A 19,673-nucleotide genomic window follows, 5' to 3' on the forward strand; every position below is an offset into this window, starting at 1 on the left:
CTTGGCGCCTCCCATTCTGAAACTCGACGATATCTTCCTTACCTTTGGCGGCACGCCGCTTCTGGCCGGCGCGAACCTGCAAGTGGAGCCGGGTGACCGCATCTGCCTGGTCGGGCGCAACGGCTCGGGCAAGTCGACGCTGATGAAGATCGCCGCCGGGCTTGCAGAGGCGCAGTCGGGCGAGGTGTTCCGTCATCCGTCGGCGACCATCCGCTATCTGCACCAGGCGCCGGATTTCGACGGCTACGACACGGTGCAGGCCTATGCCGAGGCGGGCCTGGGGCCGAGCGACGACCCGTATCGCGTCGCCTATCTGCTGCAGCACCTGGGGCTGACAGGCGACGAGGATCCGAAGCAGCTCTCGGGCGGCGAGGCGCGCAGGGCAGCGCTCGCCCGCGTCATGGCGCCGGAGCCGGATATCCTGCTGCTCGACGAGCCGACCAACCATCTCGATCTGCCGACGATCGAATGGCTGGAAGACGAACTGACCCGCAGCCGCTCGGCGCTCGTCTTGATCTCGCACGACCGGCGCTTCCTCGAGAAGGTGTCGACCGCCACCGTGTGGCTCGATCGCGTCCAGTCGCGCCGGCTCGATCGCGGTTTTGGCCATTTCGAGGCGTGGCGCGACGAGGTGCTTGAGGCCGAAGAGCTGGAACAGCACAAGCTCGGTAAGGCGATCGAGCGTGAGGAGCACTGGCTACGCTACGGCGTGACGGCCCGGCGCAAGCGCAACATGCGCCGCCTCGGTGAGCTGCAGAACATGCGGGCCGTCTATCGCGGCCACAAGGGGCCGCAAGGGACGGTGCAGGCGACGGCCGCCGACGCCAAGGAATCGGGTAAGCTGGTGATCGAGGCCGAGAAGATCAGCAAGGCCTATGGGGACCGCACCATCGTTGCGCCCTTTTCGATCCGCGTGCATCGCGGCGACCGCATCGGTCTCGTCGGCCCGAACGGTGCCGGCAAGACGACGCTCCTGAAAATGCTGACCGGTCAGATCGAGCCGGATACGGGCACGGTCAAGCTCGGCACCAATCTCGAAATGGCGACGCTCGACCAGAAACGCGAAGATCTCAATCTGGACGACACGCTGTCGCACTACCTGACGGATGGGCGCGGCGAGAGCCTGCTCGTCAATGGCGAGCAGCGCCACGTCACCGGCTACATGAAGGATTTCCTGTTCCAGCCGGAGCAGGCGCGCACGCCGATCCGCGAACTCTCGGGCGGCGAGCGGGCAAGGCTGATGCTGGCGCGTATCCTGGCGCGGGCGACCAACCTTCTGATCCTCGACGAACCGACCAACGACCTCGATATCGAGACGCTCGACCTCCTGCAGGAGATTGTCGCCGGTTTTGCCGGAACGGTCATCCTCGTCAGCCACGACCGTGACTTTCTCGACCGCACCGTCACCTCGACGATCGCGCCGGCGAACCCGGATGCACCGGACGGACGCTGGATCGAATATGCCGGCGGTTATTCCGACATGATGACGCAGCGCAAGGGTGCGATCGAGGAGAAGCGCAGGGCCGAAAAGGCGGAAAAGGCCAAGGCTGACGCAGCTGCGCCTGCCGCCGAAGCGCCGAAGGCGGCCAAGGGCAAGCTTTCCTACAAGCAGAAATACGCGCTTGAAAATCTGCCGAAGGAAATTGCCAAGGCGGAGGCCGAGGCCGCCAAGCGCGAAGAAAAGATGGCCGATCCCAATCTTTTCACAAAAGATCCAAATGCTTTTGCGAAGCTCGCGCAGGAACTGGAGAAACTTCGTGCGGATCTTGCCCGCATGGAAGAGGAATGGCTGGAACTCGAAATGCTGCGCGAGGAGCTCGAGGGCTAAGCCACAGCCACTGGTACGTTGAATGGCGTCGATTGATATGGTAAGTAAAGCTTATTATATCATTTGTGAACGATGCTGATGCCATTCAAACTCGAATCCGAAACCATTGGAATGCTTCTGACCGATGTCTCGCGCCTGTTGCGCGGGGCGTTCGACCGCAAGGTCAATGCCATGGATCTGGGCATCACGCCCGGCGAGGCGCGCACGCTGATCCAGGTGGCGCTCACCGAAGGCATCAAGCAGGCCGAGATCGCCACACGCATGGGCATCGAGCCGATGACGCTGTCGGCCTATCTCGACCGACTGGAGGCGACCGGGCTTGTCGCGCGTGTTCCGGATCCTGCGGACCGCCGCGCCAAGAACGTCGTCATCACAGAAAAGGCCGGCCCGCTGCTTTCCGAGCTGATGACGGGGCTGCGGGAGATGATGAACGCCTATACGGCGGGACTCGACGAGGAAACGCGCGCGTTTCTCTGTTCCAACCTGCGTATCCTGCGCGACAACCTGCGCCAGCTCGATCCCTGCCTTGCAGGCAAGGAGATGGTGGAAAAATCCGAAGACCGGGCCGGAGCCTTGCGATGACGCGTCGCATGAGCGAACGGCGCACGAGCATCATCGGCGCCTTCCTGGTCGCGCTCGGGCCCGTTTCCATGGCGCTCTACACCCCGGCCATGCCGGAACTGGTGCGCGCCTTCTCGTCCAGCGAGGCGGCGATCAAGATGACGCTGTCGCTTTACTTTGCTGGATTCGCCTTCGCCCAGCTTGTGTCGGGCACGCTTTCCGATGTCATCGGTCGGCGCCGTGCCACGTTGATCTTCATGGCAATCTATCTGGTCGGCAGCCTGATGGCGGCCTTGGCGCCCTCGATCGCAGTGCTTCTGGCCGGGCGCCTGGTGCAGGGCATCGGCGCTTCCGTCGGCATGACGGTGGCCCGTGCGATCGTGCGCGACCAGTTCACCGGGACCGAAGCGGCGCGCATCATGAACATGATCGGCATGATGCTGGCACTCGGTCCTGCGGTCTCACCGACGCTCGGCGGCCTGGCGCTCGGCCTCTTCGGCTGGCAGTCGATCTTCTTCCTGATGGTCGGCTTCGCTGCCATGGCCTGCATCACGGTGCAATTCTTCATGGCGGAGACGGTAACGCCGGACCCGAGCAAGGGGCACTTGAAGCCGATCGTCGCGGCCTATCGCACATTGGTCAGCGACAGCCGCTTCATGTCCTCGACGCTCGTTATCGGCGGCGCGGTCGGTGCGCTCTATGCCTGGGCGACGATGCTTCCCTTCGTGCTGATCAACGAGGTGGGCCTGACACCAACCGAGTTTGGCGTCGGCATGTTGATGCAGTCGGGCCTGTTCTTTTCAGGTACGGTGGTGGTGCGCCTGCTGATGCGCGTTTTCACGCCGCAGGCTCTGGTGCCGGCCGGTCTCGTCTTCATCGGTGCGGCGAGCCTGATCCTCGCCTACACCATGCACATGCTCTCGCCGAGCTTCCTTTCGGTCATGTTGCCGATCGGTATCTATGCCTTCGGCATTGCCTTCGTGATGCCCTATATGATGACCGCGGCGATGGCGCCCTTTCCGCATATCGCCGGCACGGCCTCGGCGATGATGGGCTTCATCCAGATGGGATCGGGGCTTCTCGGCGGCGCGCTGGCTGCCGTGGTCGGTGTTCCGGCGCTGGCGCTCGGTACGATCATTCCGAGCTTCGGCCTCGTCTGCATTCTCAGCTATGTCTGGTATCGCCGCACGGTTCGGTTACGGCCGCTGGTCGCGCTGGCCGAGCGCGAGGAACCGTTGCGGCAAGCGGCGGAGTAAGGACACGAAAAAGCCTCCGCGACGGGGTCGCGGAGGCTTCTTTTTTCAATGGGTATCGGCTTAGCGGTTGCGCGCAGCGAGCGTGCGCAGGCGCAGCGCGTTGAGCTTGATGAAGCCGGCGGCGTCCTTCTGGTCGTAGGCGCCCTGGTCGTCTTCGAAGGTGACCAGCTTGTCGGAGTAGAGCGACTTGTCGCTCTCACGGCCGGTGACCATGACGTTGCCCTTGTAGAGCTTCAGCGTCACTTCGCCTTCGACATGTTCCTGGCTCTTGTCGATTGCCGCCTGCAGCATCTCGCGCTCCGGCGAGAACCAGAAGCCGTAGTAGATCAGTTCGGCGTAGCGCGGCATCAGCTCGTCCTTGAGGTGAGCAGCGCCGCGGTCGAGCGTGATGCTCTCGATCGCGCGGTGAGCGGAAAACAGGATGGTGCCGCCAGGGGTCTCGTAGACGCCGCGCGACTTCATGCCGACGAAGCGGTTCTCGACGAGGTCGAGACGGCCGATGCCGTTGTCGCGGCCGTATTCGTTGAGCTTGGCAAGAAGGCTTGCCGGCGACAGGCGCACGCCGTTGATCGAAACGGCGTCACCACGCTCGAAGCCGATCTTGATGACGGTTGCCTTGTCGGGAGCTGCTTCCGGCGAGATCGTGCGCATGTGCACGTATTCCGGTGCTTCCTGGGCCGGATCTTCGAGAACCTTGCCCTCGGACGAGGAGTGCAGCAGGTTGGCGTCGACGGAGAACGGCGCTTCGCCCTTCTTGTCCTTGGCAACCGGAATCTGGTGCTTCTCGGCGAATTCGAGCAGGTCGGTGCGGCTCTTGAACGACCAGTCGCGCCAGGGGGCGATGATCTTGATATCGGGGTTCAGAGCATAGGCCGAAAGCTCGAAGCGGACCTGGTCGTTGCCCTTGCCGGTGGCGCCATGGGCGATCGCGTCGGCGCCGGTCTTCTTGGCGATGTCGATCAGGTGCTTGGAGATCAGCGGGCGGGCGATCGAGGTGCCGAGCAGGTAGACGCCTTCGTAGACGGCGTTGGCGCGGAACATCGGGAAGACGAAATCCTTGACGAACTCCTCGCGGACGTCCTCGATGTAGATCTCCTTGATGCCGAGCATCTCGGCCTTCTTGCGGGCCGGCTCGAGTTCTTCGCCCTGGCCGAGGTCGGCGGTGAAGGTGACGACTTCCGCGCCGAGTTCGGTCTGCAGCCACTTCAGGATGATCGAGGTGTCGAGACCGCCCGAATAGGCGAGAACGACCTTTTTCACGTCTTTATGCGATGCCATGGTTTCCGTCCGTCTGGTCTTGGGGAGGGCGGCGATGCCGCGTGCAAATCTGCGGCACTTTAGCCAGAACCTGCGGCGATACAAGCGCTAGAACGCCCGACGGAGCGAATCCGCTGGCAAAAGCGCAGGCGCGGGATTACTGGAGGCGACCCCCGCGCCGAGGAAACGATGATGGACTTCATTCCCAGCCTGCCGACCCTCCTGACCTTCGCGGCCGCAACGCTGCTTCTGGCGGCCACACCCGGCCCGGACATGACGCTTTCGATCAGCCGCGCGCTTGCCCAGGGCAAGAGGGCAGCGCTCTTCGTCGTGCTCGGCACCAGCTTCGGCATCGTCGTGCACACGCTTCTCGTCGCCTTTGGCATCTCGGCGCTGATCACCGCTTCGCCGACCGCCTTTACCATCCTCAAGACCGGCGGCGCCGCCTATCTGCTGTGGCTTGCGATCCAGGCGATCCGCTTCGGCTCCAGCATCTCGGTGCAGAAGGTAGAAGTGACGGAAGGCAAGGCTCTTGCCAACATCTCGGCGGGCTTCTGGGTGAACCTCTTGAACCCCAAGGTGATCATCTTCTTCATGACCTTTCTGCCGCAGTTCGTCAGCGCCGACGATCCATCGGTCACCGGCAAGCTTCTGTTCCTCGGCCTGTTCTTCATCACCATCGGAATGCCGGTGAACATGCTGGTCGTCTTCACCGCCGACTGGCTCGCCTCCTGGCTGCAGCGCAACAAGGGTGCGATGCGGGCGCTCGACTTCAGCTTCGCCGGCGTCTTCTCGGTGTTCGCGGTGAAGATCTTCATGACGACGGCTCGATAGACAAAAAAGCCCGGACATCGTGGATGTCCGGGCCTTGTTTTGAAGTGGCCATCTGTACTCAGCCGATCAGCAGCGCGTCGTCGTCGAGCGTCTGGCCGCGGATGCGGCGGAACATCGCGATGAGGTCCTCGACCTGCAGTTCCTTGCGGCTGTCGCCGGCAACATCGAGCACGATCTCGCCGCCGTGGAGCATGACGGTGCGGTGGCCGTAGTCGAGCGCCTGGCGCATCGAATGGGTGACCATCATCGTCGTCAGCTTGCGCTCGGAGACGATCTTCTGCGTGAGGTTCATCACGAACTCGGCCATGCCCGGATCGAGCGCGGCCGTATGCTCGTCGAGCAGCAGCACTTCGGAGCCTGCGAGCGTCGCCATGACCAGCGAAACCGCTTGGCGCTGGCCACCCGACAGCAGATCCATGCGGTCGCCCATGCGGTTTTCGAGGCCGAGATTGAGCTCGGCGATGCGCTCGCGGAAATGCTCGCGACGCTTCGGCCCGAGGGCGGCGGCGAGGCCGCGTGCCTCGCCACGCTTGGCGGCGAGCGCCAGGTTTTCCTCGATCGAGAGTGCGCCGCAGCTCCCGGTCAGCGGATCCTGGAAGACGCGCGCGACGAGGCCAGCGCGGGCGGCGGTGCCTTTGCGGCTGACGTCGGTCTTGCCGATCATCACCTGGCCGGCGCTCGGAAGCACGTCGCCGGCGAGCACGCCGAGAAGCGTCGACTTGCCGGCACCGTTGGAGCCGATGACGGTGACGAAGGAACCCTGTTCGATCGTCAGGCTGACGCCGTTCAGTGCCTGCTTCTGCAGCGGGGTGCCCTTGCCGAAGATGACCTGGATGTTGTTGACGCTGATCATGCCGCACCTCCACGACGCAGGCGGGGAAGGACCAGGGCGAAGGTGACGAGCGCCGCGGTGACGAAATTGAGGTCGGAAGCCTGCAGCCCCAGCATGTCCGTCGACAGCGCCAGCTGGATGGCGATGCGGTAGAGGATCGAACCGAGCACGCAGCCGATCAGCGCGATCAGGATGCCGCGAGCACCGAGCAGCGTCTCGCCGATGATGACGGCCGCGAGGCCGACGACGATGGTGCCGACGCCCGAGGTGACGTCGGCGAAGCCGTTGGTCTGGGCGAAGAGCGCGCCACCGAAGGCGACGAGCGCGTTGGAGATCGCCATGCCGAGATAGATCTGGCGGTTGGTGTCGACGCCTTGGGCGCGGGCCATGCGGGCATTGGCGCCGGTGGCGCGCATCGCAAGGCCGGCATCGCTCTCAAGGAAGCGCCAGACGACGATGACGGCGACGATCACGAGCACGCCGATGAACAGCGGCCGGACATAGAAATCGCGTAGGCCCAGGCCGTAGAAGGGCGACAGCATCGTGTCGGCATTGATCAGCGCGACATTCGGCTTGCCCATGACGCGCAGGTTCACCGAGAACAGCGCGATCATCGTCAGGATCGAAGCGAGCAGATTGAGGATCTTGAAGCGCACGTTGAGCATCGCCGTGACGATACCGGCTGCGGCACCCGCCGCCATGGCGACGCAGGCGGCAAGCCACGGGTTGACGCCGGCGATGATCAGCACGGCGGTGACGGCAGCCCCCAGCGGAAAGGATCCGTCGACGGTCAGGTCGGGGAAATCGAGCACACGGAATGCGAGAAAGACGCCAAGGGCGACGAAGGCGTAGACCAGCCCCAGTTCCACGGCTCCCCAGAAAGCGATTAGACTCAACCCCAGACCCTCTTTTCTACCCGTCGCGCGTGGTTGTCGTTATGTGCGCGACGCTCCCGCTTGGCACATGGGGCGCGATGGCCGGCGCATGTGCGGCTCTGAACTTTGGAGCGGCCCTGGCAATCAAGGATGCGGGCCCCTCATAGCGAACCGCCCCCGTATGGAACGGAGGCGGGCAAAACGCAACAAACTTGAACCTGAAAAGGTCGAAAGCGTTATTCAACGACGCGGGTTGCGCGCTTTACGACACTTTCAGGAAGGGTGACGCCCATCTTTTCGGCGGCCTTCTTGTTGATCACCAGGTCGGAACCGGCGGCGACCTTCACGGCGATGTCACCCGGGTTTTCGCCCTTGAGGATGCGAACGACGATTTCGCCGGTCTGCTTGCCGACGTCGTAGTAGTTGAAGCCGAGGGCTGCGAGCGAGCCGCGAGCAACCGAGTCCGTGTCGGCGGTAAAGAGCGGCAGCTTGGCTTCCTCGGCGACGGCGACGGCACCTTCGAGCGCGGAGATGATCGTGTTGTCGGTCGGGACGTAGATCGCATCGGCGCGGCCGACGAGCGCGCGGGCCGCACCCTGGACTTCAGCCGACTTGGTTGCGGCCGACTCGACGACGGTCAGGCCAGCCTTTTCGGCTTCGGTCTTCAGCACCGCGAGCAGCGAAACGGAGTTGGCTTCACCGGAGTTGTAGAGGTAGCCGATCGACTTGGCGTTCGGCAGGATTTCCTTGATCAGGGCGACGTGCTCGGCAACCGGCGACATGTCCGAGAGGCCGGTGACATTGCCGCCGGGCTTGTCCATGTCCTTGACGAGCTGGGCGCCGACCGGATCGGAGACGGCGGTGAAGACAACCGGGATATCTCGGGTCGAGGAAACGACCGCCTGGGCCGACGGCGTCGAGATCGGAACGATCACGTTCGGGGCTTCGCCGGCGAACTGGCGGGCGATCTGGGCTGCGGTTGCCGGGTTGCCCTGGGCCGATTCGTAGAGGAATTTGAGGTTTTCGCCTTCCTTGTAACCGGCGGCGGCCAGCGCATCCTTCACGCCATCGCGAGCGGCATCGAGCGCCGGATGCTCGACGATCGCGGTCACGGCAACGGTCACCTCATCGGCACGGGCGGGCAGGGTGAATGCCACCGTGGCGGCAAGGGCGATGAGAAGTGAGCGCATGTGTCCTCCTGAATTGATTTCCGCCTTCTTAGGAAACCGGTGACATGAAATCAATCGATAGGATCTGCATCATCCATCAAAGTTCTTCATTGATCACGCGGCGGCGGACCGAGGAGCCCGTGGATTTCAGACTGGCGCTCCGTCTCAGTCCTCGCCGTGATTGGCGATCATCATCGCTTCGAAGGCGAGACGGTCGACCTTGCGCATGCGCTCGGATTCCGATTTCAGCTGGCCGCAGGCGGCGAGGATGTCGCGGCCGCGGGGCGTGCGGATCGGCGAAGCATAGCCGGCCTGATTGATGAAGTCGGCGAACTTCTCGATCTGCTCCCAGTCGGAACACTGGTAGTTGGTGCCCGGCCAGGGGTTGAAGGGGATGAGGTTGATCTTCGCCGGCACGCCCTTGAGCAGCTTCACCAGTTCCTTGGCGTCTTCCAGGCTGTCGTTGACGTCCTTCAGCATCACATACTCGAAAGTGATGCGGCGGGCGTTGGAAAGACCCGGATAGGCACGGCAGGCGTCCATCAGTTCCTTCAGCGGATACTTCTTGTTGATCGGAACGAGCAGGTCGCGCAGGTCGTCGCGCACCGCATGCAGGGAGATCGCCAGCATGACGCCAATTTCCTCGCCGGTGCGATAGATCTCGGGCACGATGCCGGAGGTCGACAGCGTGATGCGGCGCTTAGAGAGCGACAGACCCTCGCCATCGGACGCGATCAGAAGCGCGGTCTTCACCTGCTCGAAATTGTAGAGCGGCTCGCCCATGCCCATCATGACGACGTTGGTGATCTTGCGGCCCTCGGCCGGCACGATCGCGCCCTGCGGGGTGTCGCGCTCGGGGAAATCGCCCAGGCGGTCGCGGGCGAGAAGCAGCTGTGCCAGGATTTCCTCGGCCGTCAGGTTGCGCACGAGCTTCTGGGTGCCGGTGTGACAGAAGGAGCAGGTGAGCGTACAGCCGACCTGGCTCGAAATGCAGAGTGTGCCGCGGCCTTCCTCGGGGATGTAGACGGTCTCGATTTCGACCGGGCGGCCGGCGCCGCGAGCCGGGAAACGCAGCAGCCACTTGCGGGTGCCGTCGCCGGAGATCTGTTCCTCGACGATTTCAGGACGGGCGATCGTGAAATGCTGCTTCAGCATCTCGCGCATGTCCTTCGACACGTTCGTCATATGGTCGAAATCGGAGACGCCGCGCACATAGAGCCAATGCCAAAGCTGGCTGACGCGCATCTTGACCTGACGCTCCGGCACGCCCTTTTCGACAAGGGCCTTCGCCATGTCCTCGCGCAGCAGGCCGATCAGCGACGGCTTCTCCGCCTGCGCGGCCGTGCGCACCTGCGGCGCCTTGGCGATTTCCACCCGGTTCAGAATTTCAGTGGCTGCCATGCTCATGATGTCCTGTCATACGGCGTGAGGCCGTCCGGAGAGCGGGTCCGGAAATCGTCCTGATGCGCGAATTGAAATCGGTCGAGCCATCGAAAGCGGCCAATCGTGGCGCGGAGGCTCTCAAGTTGGCCGCGCTTTAGCATTGTTTTGGCCGGGAGTCACGAGGCAGGCTTCCTGAACGCAAAAGGCCGGCTTTGCAGCCGGCCCTTTGCACGTGACGTGTCGTCTCGTGATTACTTGCAGGCCTCGATCTGCTTCAGTGCAGCGGAGATGCCCGAGAGCGAGTAGGAGTAGGAGGTTGCCGTGCCCTTGCGCGATTTGGCGTTGACCGACATGGCCTTGCCGTTCTTCATCGCGGCAACGAGCGCCGGTTCTTCGGCGGCGTTCTCGACCCAGGCGGAATTGCCCTTGGTGAACATCACGAAGGTGCGGCCGTCGATGACGACGTTGACCTTGGAGTTTTCCTGGAGGGGATAGCCCATCATGGCCTGCGGCTCGTAGCTGATGTTCTGGCCAGGGCGCTGGGAAACCAGGAAGAAGATGTCGCCGTGGTCGACGCCGGCCGGGCTCTTATCCTTGGGAACCGAGAGCACGTAGCAGACCTTGCCGCCGCCGGCGTTGTAGGAATAGGCGCCCCAGGCGTTGAACTGCTGGATGCGCGTCGGAGACTGGGCGGCAGCCATGCTGGCGGTCGCCAGAACGAGTGCGATTGCGGTTGCGATCTTTCTTACAAACATGAGGTCCTGCCGCTTTTTTTGCTCTTCGATCACCCGAACAGGTCAGACGGGCGACGCGTAGTCATCATTTGAATTCGTTTTGACTTAATTCAGGTTACCAAACCGTCAACGATGGCCGAAAACCGCCGGTTTAGCCCCGAAACGGAGCGGTTTGCTCCATTGCCCGGCGCCTTTCGACCGGTGATTCGTACTATCGTCGAACCGAGGCCGATGCCGGATGCGCCGCGCTTCGGAATGCTGCTCCAGAAGGATTCCTGCCCCAAGCCATTGAATGACGTCGGACTCACCAAAGCGCGCGAACGCCGTCATTCGCATGTCTATGCCACAAAGAATCGGGCAAGAGTTTGACTTTCGGGCGGGAATGGGGCGCCACAACCCGGAAGGCCGGTCTCTGTTCAGTCTTGCGGAGCGTCGGCAAGGGTCTCGTCGGCCTTGGTGTAATGGGTTTCCTTGATCTGGCCGCTGATGGCGGCGAAGGCCGCAGTCAGCACCGCGACGTCGTCGGAAAAGCCGACCACGGCCAGCATGTCGGGGATGATGTCGATCGGCAGCACGAAATAGGCGAGCGCGGCGAGCAGGATGCCGCGGGTGCGCGTCGGCGTCTGCGGGTCGATGGCGCAATAATAGGCGGCGACGAGATCGCGGCTGAAGGGGATCTGGCGTGCGGCACGGCGGAAGGTCGGCCAGAAGCGGCGCTTTACACGCTTTTCCCTGCGCTCCTGCTCGGATTCTTCGCCAGGCAAGAGAATTTCGCCAATCTTGATGTCGTCCATCGTCCCGCTTTCGCTGTTGCAGCGTTCCTAAAGCGCCGAGATCTTTCAGATTCGCTCCTTGCGCTTTAAGCATTTGATTTTTCGCATATCGTTACCGCAAAACCGCTACGCACTTTTGCGCGACATGCTTTGATATGGTGATCGGCCCCTCTATTTCAAATGATCGGGCATGCGGCCGGCTGCTGCCTTGTCCATGCGGGCTGCCAGCTTGAAGTCGAGCTCCGTGAGCCCGCCGGCGTCGTGGGTGGTCAGCGTCACGTCGACACGATTGTAGACGTTGAACCATTCGGGGTGATGGTTGAGCTTCTCCGCGACGATCGCGCACTCGGTCATGAAACCGAAGGCCTCTACGAAGTTCTTGAAGCGGAACGCCTTCCAGATCGAGTTGCCGTCTTCGGCCCGCACCCAGCCTTCCATCTTGTGCAGGTTTTCGGCAATCGTCGCCTCGTCGAGTTTCTCCGCTGTCATCGTTTCTCTCCCTCGTATCAGCCTGTTCGAAGGCCGAACTGCCGCGTATAAACGTGCCTCATCTCCACAGCGCCGCGCGTCTTTCAATACACGCGATGGTCGCCGCAATACCTTGGACTACTGAATAGCATGAAACCGGTCAGACTTCTTTTCGTTTGTCTCGGCAACATCTGCCGGTCGCCGCTCGCCGAGGGTGTGTTGCGCGCCTTGGCGGAGAAAAAGGGGCTGGCACCGGCACTAGAGGTGGATTCGGCAGGAACCGGTGCCTGGCATATCGGCGATCCGCCAGACCGCCGCTCGATAGAAGCTGCGCGACGGCACGGCATCGATATCTCGGAGCTTCGCGGGCGTCAGGTTCGCCCGGAAGATTTCCGGAATTTCGATCTGATCTTCGGCATGGACGAGAACAATGTGCGCACGCTCAAGCGGCTGGCGCCCGAAGGTGCGGCAGAAAAGGTGCGTCTCTTCCTGGACTATGCCTCAGGCCGCAGCGAGGACGTGCCGGATCCCTATTACGAAGGGCCGGAAGCCTTCGAGGCGCTCTACCAGATGCTCGACGCCGGATGCTCGTCGTTGCTCGTAAGGTTCGGCGAACGCGCCTCGTGAAGCGGGAAGACTTCTTCCGTCAGGTAAGGTCCACCGCCGACCGAATCGCGCGATGACAGAAGCACGAAACGGGAGACGTTGAAGGGCGAGGTCATGAAGTTTCCGCGCCCGGAAAGGTATTCGACGACATCCTCGACGCGGCTGGAACGCAGCCGGGCGAGCGTTACATGCGGGGTGAACTTGCGTGGATCCGGCTGCAATCCGAGCCGCTGGCAGATGCGCTCGATCTCGGCCTGCAGCGCATACATTTCCGGCTGGTTGGTGACGCCGGCCCAGACCGAATGCGGTTTCTTGGAGCCGAAGGCGCCGGTGCCGGTCAATTGAAGCGGAAATTCCGGTCTTTCGATCCGATCGAGCTTGTCGATGATCTCGTCGGCGGTGCGCCAGTCGACGTCACCGATGAAGCGCAAGGTGATATGGTAGTTCTCCACATCTATCCAGCGAGCTCCGGGAAGTCCTCCGCGCAGCAACGAAAGACTCATTGCTGCATTGCGCGGAATTTCGAGGGCGGTGAATAGTCTCGGCATGGCGAGCTCCCCGAATCTCTTGCAGATGTCTCAGCGAATCACGCATCGAGTCTGCAGGCAACTACTATTTGACGCTTATGAATATTAACGTTCTCTTAACTGTGGATGGTGTCATCACTCCGTCTTATTCAGTGTTGCCAGGAAGCGCTCGACGACAGGCAGTGCCTTCTCGACCATGACACCGACGCCATCGCCATTGGGATGCATGCCGTCCTCAAGCTTGAGCTTGGTCTCGGTCACTACGCCGTCGAGGAAGAATGGATAGAGCTCCAGCCCATATTTCTGAGCGAGTTCGGGGTAGATCGGGTTGAAGCGGGCGGCATAGTCGGCGCCCATGTTCGGCGGCGCCATCATGCCGGCCAGCAGCACCGCGATGCCGCGATCCTTGAGGCGGGTGATCATCGCCTCGATGTTCTTGCGGGTCTCTTCCGGCGGGATACCGCGCAGCGCGTCATTGGCGCCGAGTTCAAGGATCACGCCCTTCGTGCCGTCAGGCACGGACCAATCGATGCGGGCAAGGCCGCCGGATGAAGTGTCGCCGGAAACGCCGGCGTTCGTGATCGTCACGTCCAGGCCCTTTTCCTTCAGCGCCTTTTCGAGCCGAGCGGGGAAAGCGTCCTCCGGCGGGAGCTGGTAGCCCGCCATCAGGCTGTCGCCGAACCCCACGAGGCTGATCGTCTCGGCGCGTGCTGTCGATGATAACGCAAATGTCATCATGAGTGCCAAGAAAACCCGTTGAAATCCTTTTAATGCCATGGGCCTGTTCCTAAATCCCGAATGCCGTTTCTGTTCCCCACTTCGTTCATATAGGGTTGTTTCGCTTGGCCAGCACCATCATCGAACTCAAAAACGCGGATCTGACCCTTGGGGAGGCGGCGGCCTCGGTGCATGTGCTGAAGGGCATGAACCTGACGATCGATGCCGGCCAGTCCGTGGGCATCGTCGGTCCGTCGGGTTCGGGCAAGTCGACCTTGCTGATGGTGCTTGCCGGGCTCGAGCGGCTGGATCGCGGCGAGATCGTCATCGACGGCACGCCGTTGCATCGGTTGAACGAGGACCGGGTGGCGGACTTTCGCGGGCGCAACATCGGCATCGTCTTCCAGTCCTTCCACCTCATCCCCAACATGACCGCGCTCGAGAACGTCGCCGTGCCGCTCGAACTCGCCAATGTCTCGGGCGCCTTCGAGATTGCGCGCAAGGAACTCGTCGCCGTCGGTCTCGGCGAGCGGCTCAGCCACTATCCCGGCCAGCTCTCCGGTGGCGAGCAGCAGCGCGTGGCGATCGCTCGCGCCTTGGCGCCTTCGCCGACACTGCTGATCGCCGACGAGCCGACCGGCAACCTCGACGCCGAAACCGGACGCCAGATCGCCGATCTGCTTTTCGCCGAACAGCGTGACCGCGGCATGACACTCGTTCTCGTGACGCATGATTCTGCCCTTGCCGCACGTTGCGTGCGGCAAGTGCGGGTGCGCTCCGGCGAGATCGTCGCTGGCGGCGAGGCAGGGCCGGTTGCGGTGGCGCAGCGCCAGGAGGCGGCCTCGGCATGAGCGGCGCTTCATCGGTTCGGCTGCGGCCGCTGCTTGCCCTTCGCCTGGCGCTGCGCGAAATGCGCGGCGGGCTCAGGGGCTTCTATATTTTTCTCGCCTGTATCGCGCTCGGTACAGCAGCGATTGCCGGCGTCAATTCGCTGTCGCAATCGATCACTGTGACGATCGCCACGCAGGGGCAGGAACTGCTCGCCGGCGATATCCGCTTCGAGCTCAACAATCGCGTGGCGACGACCGAGGAGCGAGCCTATCTCGACAGTCTCGGGACCGTTGCAGAGTCCGCCGGCCTGCGCTCGATGGCGCGGCTGCCCGACGGTTCCAACCAGGCGCTGGTGGAGCTGAAGGCGGTCGATGCCGCCTACCCGCTTTATGGTGCACTCGAAAGCGAACCGAACCGCCCACTGCATGAGTTGCTGGCGCGCGATGGCGAGACCTTCGGCGCCGTCGTGGCGCCGCTGCTGCTCGACCGCCTGGGCGTGCAGATCGGCGCTGAAGTTCTGCTCGGTAACGCCAGGATCCGGATCGCGGGCACGATCGTACGCGAGCCGGACGCCTTGTCCGACGGCTTCGGCTTTGCACCGCGCCTGATGGTTTCGGCCGAGGCGCTGGCCGCCAGTGGCCTGGTGCAGACCGGAAGCCTGGTCGAGCATAGTTACAAGGTTAAGGTCGCCGACCCGGCGCAGCTTGCGACCATTAGCACCGATGCGGAGAAGCGCTTTCCGTCGGCCGGCTGGTCGATCCGCACCAGCGCCAACGCCGCGCCGTCGCTGACGGCCAACATCACCCGCTTCTCGCAATTCCTGACGCTTGTCGGCCTGACGGCGCTGATCGTCGGCGGTGTCGGTGTCGCCAACGCGGTGCGCTCCTATCTCGATCAGAAGCGCAGCGTGATTGCGACCTTCAAATGCCTGGGGGCGCCGGCGTCGCTGGTCGCGATGATCTATCTGGCACAGATCCTGATGATCGCCCTCATCGGTATCGTCATCGGCCTGACCCTCGGCATGCTGATCCCCTTCATCGCGGCGCAGTTCCTCGCCGACCTGCTGCCAATCTCGACCGAATTCCATCTCTATCCGGGCGCGCTCGGCCTCGCAGCGCTCTTCGGCGTGCTGACGGCGCTGACCTTCGCCATCCTGCCGCTCGGCCGGGCGCGGGCCATTCCGGCAACCGCACTCTTCCGCCAGCAGGGCTTCGATCCCGCCGGCTTTCCGGCATGGCCCTATCTGCTCGGTGCCGTTGCCTGCCTTGCCGCACTGGCGGGGCTGGCGATCTGGGCGGCCTATGACCGCTATATTTCGCTTGTGTTCCTGGGGGCGATCGCCTTTGCCTTCATTGTCCTGCGTGTCGTCGCGCTCGCGATAGCCTGGCTTGCGCGCCGCAGCCCGCGGGTCAGCTCGCCGGCTCTCAGGCTGGCGATCGGCAACATCCATCGTCCCGGTGCGCTGACGTCCTCGGTCGTGCTGTCGCTCGGCCTGGGGCTCGCCCTGCTTGTGACGCTGGCGCTGATCGACGGCAATCTGCGCCGCGAACTCACCGGAAGCATGGCCGAGCGAGCGCCGAACTTCTTCTTCGTCGATATCCAGGGTAGCGAGATCGAAGGTTTCCGCTCGGTGCTGAACCAGGCGATCCCGAAGGGCAAGGTCATCGAGGTACCGATGCTGCGCGGCCGGATCGTCGCTTTCAATGGCGAGGACGTGAACAGTCGCAACGTGCCGCCTGGCGGCCAATGGGTGCTGCGCGGTGACCGCGGCATCACCTATGCCAAGAACAAGCCGGAGAACTCGACGCTTTCCGAAGGCACGTGGTGGCCGGCCGACTATAGTGGCGAGCCGCTCGTCTCGTTCTCGGCAGAAGAGGCGGGCGAGCTCGGCCTGAAGATCGGCGACACCGTGACCGTCAACGTGCTTGGCCGAAACATCACCGCCAAGATCGCCAATTTCCGCAACGTCGAGTGGGAATCGCTTTCGATCAACTTCGTCATGGTGTTTTCGCCGAACACCTTTGCCGGTGCGCCGCATGCGTGGCTGGCGACGGTCATCGATCCGGCAGCGACGCCGGAAGAAGAGGCGGCGGTGCTGAAAGCCGTCACCAACGCCTATCCGACGATCACCAGTGTGCGTGTGAAGGATGCTCTCGACATCGTGAACGGCCTGCTTGGGCAGTTGGCAACCGCCATCCGGGCTGCGGCCGCGGTGGCGCTCGTTGCGTCCGTCCTGGTGCTTGCCGGTGCGCTTGCCGCCGGCAACCGGGCCCGTGTTCACGACGCCGTCGTGCTCAAAACGCTGGGTGCGACGCGCGCGACGCTCATTCGGGCGTTCAGCTACGAATATGCCGTTCTCGGCCTCGCAACCGCGGTTTTCGCGCTGTTCGCCGGTGGCGTTGCCGCCTGGTTCGTGGTCAGCCGTATCATGAAGCTGCCGTCAAGTTTCCTGCCGGATGTCGCCATCCTGACGGTTGTCGGGGCACTGGTGATGACCGTCGGCATCGGTCTTGCCGGCACGTGGCGTATTCTCGGACAGAAGGCGGCGCCGGTGCTGCGGGAGCTCTGAGGCGGTCAAGTTAACCGTAAATCCCTGTCGCCCTTGCCGGAAACGGCCGGATGCGTTCGAATCCAGGGGGTGCGGGTCTTGTACGGAAAAGGTTTCGGCATCATATTTATCCACAGGCATGCTGGAGCTCCGCAGCGGCGCCTGGGCGTGGAAGCTTGCCTTCCAAAGCGAGACCGTTCGCCGCCCGACACCGTAACTTCCACCGGAGCTTAAATGAGGAAACAATGGCTGATCTGAGAAACTACCAAACCCGAATGTCGCCCGCCGGCGCTCAGGCGGGTGCCGTGATCGATGAGGGCCTTCGCGCGTACATGCTGAAGGTCTACAACCTGATGGCTTTTGGCCTCGCGATCACTGGCGTGGCAGCTTACGGAACCTATGCGCTTGCCGCCTCCAATCCGGCATTCGCCCAGCTCATCTACGCTTCGCCCCTGAAGTGGGTCGTGATGCTGGCGCCGCTGGCGATGGTCTTCTTCATGAGCTTCCGCATTAACTCGATGAGCGTCTCCGCAGCGCAGACGACGTTCTGGATCTACGCGGCCTTGATGGGCCTGTCCCTGTCGTCGATCTTCCTGGTCTTCACCGGCCAGAGCATCGTGCAGACGTTCTTCGTAACGGCCGCTTCGTTCGGCGCTCTGTCGCTTTACGGCTACACGACCAAGAAGGACCTGTCCGGCTTCGGCACGTTCCTGATCATGGGCCTCTTCGGCCTGATCATCGCGTCGATCGTCAACATCTTCCTTGCTTCGTCGGCCCTCGGCTTTGCGATCTCCGTGATCGGTGTTCTGGTCTTCGCTGGCCTCACCGCCTACGACACGCAGAAGATCAAGGAAATGTACTACGAAGCCGATGACAGCACCGTTGCCGGCCGCAAGGCGATCATGGGCGCGCTGACGCTCTACCTCGACTTCATCAACCTGTTCATGTTCCTGCTCCAGTTCATGGGCAACCGGAACAACTAAGGTTGGAACGAATGACGGAAAAGGCGGCCTCGGCCGCCTTTTTTGTTGCCGGAGAAATGTTGATCGCGTCCGGGCTCCGTGGGAGTGAAGGACACCGAAACCTCGAGCTACAGTCTACCGCTATGTCCCTGAGCCTGCGTGACGCCACCTTGGCCGACCTTCCCGTCATCACCGCGATCTATCGCGAATCCGTGTTGAATGGCGTCGCGACCTACGAGATCAACCCGCCTTCCGAAACGGAGATGCGGGCGCGGTTCGAGACGATCATCGGCAATGGATATCCCTACATGGTTGCCGTCGACGATGGCGGAACGATCGTCGGCTATGCCTATGCTTCCGGTTTTCGCACGCGCACGGCCTATCGCTTCCTGGTCGAGGATTCCATCTATCTGGCGCCGGAAGCGCGCGGCAAGGGAGCCGGCAAGGCGTTGCTCGCCGAACTGATCCGGCGTTGCACGGAGCTTGGCTTTCGGCAGATGGTGGCGGTGATCGGCGGCGCCCATCCGGCTTCGATCGCGGTGCACCGCTCCCTCGGCTTCGAATATCAGGGCACGATGAATGCGACCGGTTTCAAGCATGGCCGCTGGCTCGATACGGCGATCATGCAGCTTGCACTCGGAGAGGGGCAGACGAGCGATCCGCCGGAAGACGTCTATCCGGACACGCTCTATCAGTGATCGTCGAACGTTCGGCGGACGCTCGACATGCGCCGCTTGTGGTCAGCCGTCCCGGGACAGATCAACCCGCTGCGCCGGAGACATCGCCGCGCATCTCACCGCAACGTCGGTGTGAAACAGGCCTCAGGTTTCCACCAGCTTCAGAACCTTGTCGAACACTTTGAGCACCTGGGCGAGCTCGTGCCCGCGCTTCAGGATCGTGCCGTGAATGTTCAGCACGCTGTAAGCACCCTGCTTCGCCGCCAGTTTCGGGTTCTTCTCGATCCGGTAGAGCGGCATTTCGCCCGAACGCTTGAACACCGAGAAAACCGCCCGGTCCCTCAGGTGATCGATGGCGTAGTCCCGCCATTCGCCTTCGCCGACCATGCGACCGTAGACCCAGAGGATCTGGTCCAATTCGCGACGATGGAAAGTGATGGGGGGAGGGTTCTTGGCGTTCTTGTATTCGTGAAGATCGACGACCACTTCGGAAGTGGTCTCGCGCTGATGGCGCGCCTCGCCTTGCGGCAAATCCGGCTCATCGGTCATCGGCAATCCGGCCTTCTGTTGTGACAGAACGATAACAGTGTGCCTGACATGAGCCGAAAAGCAAGCCGGAAGCCGTTGGACGATGAGGGCATTTCTTACGTCTGCCCCAATTCAGTCAAATCGCCGCCCCAATTCACCGCAAAACTCGCGGGCGCTGACGGACAGAGTCGTTGCCACCGTATGTCCGGTCAGGTCGTCATGCTGCGGGAGTTCACCGAACGCAGCCATGGCCGGTTCGGTCCGGTAACTTCGAACCCTCAGCCCCAGCCCCTCGATGCTGCCGGGC

The 19,673-nt window shown here is 62.7% G+C and carries 20 protein-coding genes; 9 read left to right on the forward strand and 11 right to left on the reverse strand.

The features are described 5' to 3' along the window. Position 1 precedes the first annotated feature (1 nt). The 3 genes from I8N66_RS01140 (at position 2) to I8N66_RS01150 (ending at position 3,645) form a co-directional block, all read left to right on the forward strand. Positions 2-1,828, forward strand: a complete 1,827-nt coding sequence (locus I8N66_RS01140) for an ABC-F family ATP-binding cassette domain-containing protein (RefSeq protein ID WP_291148668.1) — start codon at positions 2-4, stop codon at positions 1,826-1,828. A 78-nt stretch (positions 1,829-1,906) separates the two neighbouring features. After that, positions 1,907-2,410, forward strand: coding sequence for a MarR family transcriptional regulator (locus tag I8N66_RS01145; RefSeq protein ID WP_113535433.1), 504 nt, complete (start codon positions 1,907-1,909; stop codon positions 2,408-2,410). Further along, entirely contained in the window at positions 2,407-3,645 is a 1,239-nt protein-coding gene (locus I8N66_RS01150) for a multidrug effflux MFS transporter (RefSeq protein WP_291148674.1), read from the forward strand. The genes I8N66_RS01145 and I8N66_RS01150 overlap by 4 nt, the downstream gene beginning before the upstream one ends. Positions 3,646-3,705: 60 nt before the next feature. Here I8N66_RS01150 and I8N66_RS01155 read toward each other — a convergent pair whose 3' ends face one another. Next, positions 3,706-4,923 carry an argininosuccinate synthase gene (locus tag I8N66_RS01155; RefSeq protein ID WP_291148677.1) on the reverse strand — a complete coding sequence of 406 codons (1,218 nt, stop codon included), beginning with the start codon at positions 4,921-4,923 and terminating at the stop codon, positions 3,706-3,708. Between the two features lie 171 nt (positions 4,924-5,094). Here I8N66_RS01155 and I8N66_RS01160 point away from each other — a divergent pair, with 171 nt between their 5' ends. Further along, positions 5,095-5,736 (forward strand): LysE family translocator, encoded by a 642-nt coding sequence (locus tag I8N66_RS01160; RefSeq protein ID WP_291148679.1) that lies wholly within the window; start codon positions 5,095-5,097, stop codon positions 5,734-5,736. A gap of 58 nt (positions 5,737-5,794) precedes the next feature. Here I8N66_RS01160 and I8N66_RS01165 read toward each other — a convergent pair whose 3' ends face one another. The 7 genes from I8N66_RS01165 to I8N66_RS01195 all read right to left on the reverse strand — a co-directional run bounded on the left by I8N66_RS01165 (position 5,795) and on the right by I8N66_RS01195 (position 11,991). Then, the gene (locus I8N66_RS01165; RefSeq protein ID WP_113535368.1) at positions 5,795-6,589 is read right to left on the reverse strand and encodes an ABC transporter ATP-binding protein; all 795 of its coding nucleotides are present in this window, start codon (positions 6,587-6,589) and stop codon (positions 5,795-5,797) included. Further along, a complete protein-coding gene (locus I8N66_RS01170) occupies positions 6,586-7,464 on the reverse strand; it encodes an ABC transporter permease (protein WP_291148684.1) in 879 nt (292 codons plus the stop codon). Before I8N66_RS01170 ends, I8N66_RS01165 begins: the two co-directional genes overlap by 4 nt. A 215-nt stretch (positions 7,465-7,679) precedes the next feature. Then, positions 7,680-8,633, reverse strand: coding sequence for an ABC transporter substrate-binding protein (locus tag I8N66_RS01175; protein WP_113535366.1), 954 nt, complete (start codon positions 8,631-8,633; stop codon positions 7,680-7,682). Positions 8,634-8,777: 144 nt separating this feature from the next. After that, complete coding sequence (gene rlmN, locus I8N66_RS01180) at positions 8,778-10,013, reverse strand: 23S rRNA (adenine(2503)-C(2))-methyltransferase RlmN (protein WP_291148688.1); 1,236 nt, start codon at positions 10,011-10,013, stop codon at positions 8,778-8,780. 233 nt (positions 10,014-10,246) lie between these two features. After that, on the reverse strand, positions 10,247-10,750 hold the full coding sequence (locus I8N66_RS01185; RefSeq protein WP_113535432.1) for an invasion associated locus B family protein: 504 nt from the start codon (positions 10,748-10,750) through the stop codon (positions 10,247-10,249). A 395-nt stretch (positions 10,751-11,145) separates the two neighbouring features. Then, positions 11,146-11,523: a YkvA family protein gene (locus I8N66_RS01190; RefSeq protein WP_113535364.1), complete on the reverse strand. Its 378-nt coding sequence runs from the start codon at positions 11,521-11,523 to the stop codon at positions 11,146-11,148. Between the two features lie 150 nt (positions 11,524-11,673). Continuing rightward, complete coding sequence (locus tag I8N66_RS01195; RefSeq protein ID WP_113535363.1) at positions 11,674-11,991, reverse strand: 4a-hydroxytetrahydrobiopterin dehydratase; 318 nt, start codon at positions 11,989-11,991, stop codon at positions 11,674-11,676. 129 nt (positions 11,992-12,120) lie between these two features. Between I8N66_RS01195 and I8N66_RS01200 the strand changes: the two genes are divergently transcribed. After that, positions 12,121-12,597, forward strand: a complete 477-nt coding sequence (locus I8N66_RS01200) for a low molecular weight protein-tyrosine-phosphatase (RefSeq protein WP_291148695.1) — start codon at positions 12,121-12,123, stop codon at positions 12,595-12,597. On the opposite strand, the gene thpR is transcribed toward I8N66_RS01200, so the two are convergent. Together thpR and I8N66_RS01210 are read right to left on the reverse strand one after the other, a co-directional pair. Next, on the reverse strand, positions 12,534-13,124 hold the full coding sequence (thpR, locus tag I8N66_RS01205; RefSeq protein WP_113535361.1) for an RNA 2',3'-cyclic phosphodiesterase: 591 nt from the start codon (positions 13,122-13,124) through the stop codon (positions 12,534-12,536). The genes I8N66_RS01200 and thpR overlap by 64 nt on opposite strands. 114 nt (positions 13,125-13,238) lie before the next feature. Further along, positions 13,239-13,880, reverse strand: coding sequence for an arylesterase (locus I8N66_RS01210; protein ID WP_113535360.1), 642 nt, complete (start codon positions 13,878-13,880; stop codon positions 13,239-13,241). Between the two features lie 65 nt (positions 13,881-13,945). Here I8N66_RS01210 and I8N66_RS01215 point away from each other — a divergent pair, with 65 nt between their 5' ends. The 4 genes from I8N66_RS01215 to I8N66_RS01230 all read left to right on the forward strand — a co-directional run bounded on the left by I8N66_RS01215 (position 13,946) and on the right by I8N66_RS01230 (position 18,859). Then, entirely contained in the window at positions 13,946-14,671 is a 726-nt protein-coding gene (locus I8N66_RS01215) for an ABC transporter ATP-binding protein (protein ID WP_291148701.1), read from the forward strand. Next, complete coding sequence (locus I8N66_RS01220) at positions 14,668-17,220, forward strand: ABC transporter permease (protein ID WP_291148704.1); 2,553 nt, start codon at positions 14,668-14,670, stop codon at positions 17,218-17,220. Before I8N66_RS01215 ends, I8N66_RS01220 begins: the two co-directional genes overlap by 4 nt. A gap of 224 nt (positions 17,221-17,444) precedes the next feature. After that, positions 17,445-18,182 carry a Bax inhibitor-1/YccA family protein gene (locus tag I8N66_RS01225; protein WP_113535358.1) on the forward strand — a complete coding sequence of 246 codons (738 nt, stop codon included), beginning with the start codon at positions 17,445-17,447 and terminating at the stop codon, positions 18,180-18,182. 122 nt (positions 18,183-18,304) lie between these two features. Beyond that, on the forward strand, positions 18,305-18,859 hold the full coding sequence (locus I8N66_RS01230) for a GNAT family N-acetyltransferase (protein WP_291148709.1): 555 nt from the start codon (positions 18,305-18,307) through the stop codon (positions 18,857-18,859). Between the two features lie 123 nt (positions 18,860-18,982). Here the strand turns inward: I8N66_RS01230 and I8N66_RS01235 are convergent, their stop codons facing one another. After that, on the reverse strand, positions 18,983-19,387 hold the full coding sequence (locus tag I8N66_RS01235) for a DUF2794 domain-containing protein (RefSeq protein ID WP_291148712.1): 405 nt from the start codon (positions 19,385-19,387) through the stop codon (positions 18,983-18,985). Between the last annotated feature and the right edge of the window lie 286 nt (positions 19,388-19,673).

Origin of the sequence: Ensifer sp. SSB1 (genome assembly GCF_016652895.1) — a bacterium.
GTDB lineage: Bacteria > Pseudomonadota > Alphaproteobacteria > Rhizobiales > Rhizobiaceae > Ensifer.

Excerpts from the sequence above, each read along its gene's own strand:
- thpR (WP_113535361.1), bottom strand. The coding sequence starts at position 13,124 with ATGCCGAGACTATTCACCGCCCTCGAAATTCCGCGCAATGCAGCAATG.
- I8N66_RS01190 (WP_113535364.1), bottom strand. The coding sequence starts at position 11,523 with ATGGACGACATCAAGATTGGCGAAATTCTCTTGCCTGGCGAAGAATCC.
- I8N66_RS01220 (WP_291148704.1), top strand. The coding sequence starts at position 14,668 with ATGAGCGGCGCTTCATCGGTTCGGCTGCGGCCGCTGCTTGCCCTTCGC.
- I8N66_RS01175 (WP_113535366.1), bottom strand. The coding sequence starts at position 8,633 with ATGCGCTCACTTCTCATCGCCCTTGCCGCCACGGTGGCATTCACCCTG.
- I8N66_RS01195 (WP_113535363.1), bottom strand. The coding sequence starts at position 11,991 with ATGACAGCGGAGAAACTCGACGAGGCGACGATTGCCGAAAACCTGCAC.
- I8N66_RS01160 (WP_291148679.1), top strand. The coding sequence starts at position 5,095 with ATGGACTTCATTCCCAGCCTGCCGACCCTCCTGACCTTCGCGGCCGCA.
- I8N66_RS01185 (WP_113535432.1), bottom strand. The coding sequence starts at position 10,750 with ATGTTTGTAAGAAAGATCGCAACCGCAATCGCACTCGTTCTGGCGACC.
- I8N66_RS01145 (WP_113535433.1), top strand. The coding sequence starts at position 1,907 with ATGCCATTCAAACTCGAATCCGAAACCATTGGAATGCTTCTGACCGAT.
- I8N66_RS01200 (WP_291148695.1), top strand. The coding sequence starts at position 12,121 with ATGAAACCGGTCAGACTTCTTTTCGTTTGTCTCGGCAACATCTGCCGG.
- I8N66_RS01235 (WP_291148712.1), bottom strand. The coding sequence starts at position 19,387 with ATGACCGATGAGCCGGATTTGCCGCAAGGCGAGGCGCGCCATCAGCGC.
- I8N66_RS01210 (WP_113535360.1), bottom strand. The coding sequence starts at position 13,880 with ATGGCATTAAAAGGATTTCAACGGGTTTTCTTGGCACTCATGATGACA.
- rlmN (WP_291148688.1), bottom strand. The coding sequence starts at position 10,013 with ATGGCAGCCACTGAAATTCTGAACCGGGTGGAAATCGCCAAGGCGCCG.
- I8N66_RS01230 (WP_291148709.1), top strand. The coding sequence starts at position 18,305 with ATGTCCCTGAGCCTGCGTGACGCCACCTTGGCCGACCTTCCCGTCATC.
- I8N66_RS01165 (WP_113535368.1), bottom strand. The coding sequence starts at position 6,589 with ATGATCAGCGTCAACAACATCCAGGTCATCTTCGGCAAGGGCACCCCG.
- I8N66_RS01150 (WP_291148674.1), top strand. The coding sequence starts at position 2,407 with ATGACGCGTCGCATGAGCGAACGGCGCACGAGCATCATCGGCGCCTTC.
- I8N66_RS01225 (WP_113535358.1), top strand. The coding sequence starts at position 17,445 with ATGGCTGATCTGAGAAACTACCAAACCCGAATGTCGCCCGCCGGCGCT.
- I8N66_RS01155 (WP_291148677.1), bottom strand. The coding sequence starts at position 4,923 with ATGGCATCGCATAAAGACGTGAAAAAGGTCGTTCTCGCCTATTCGGGC.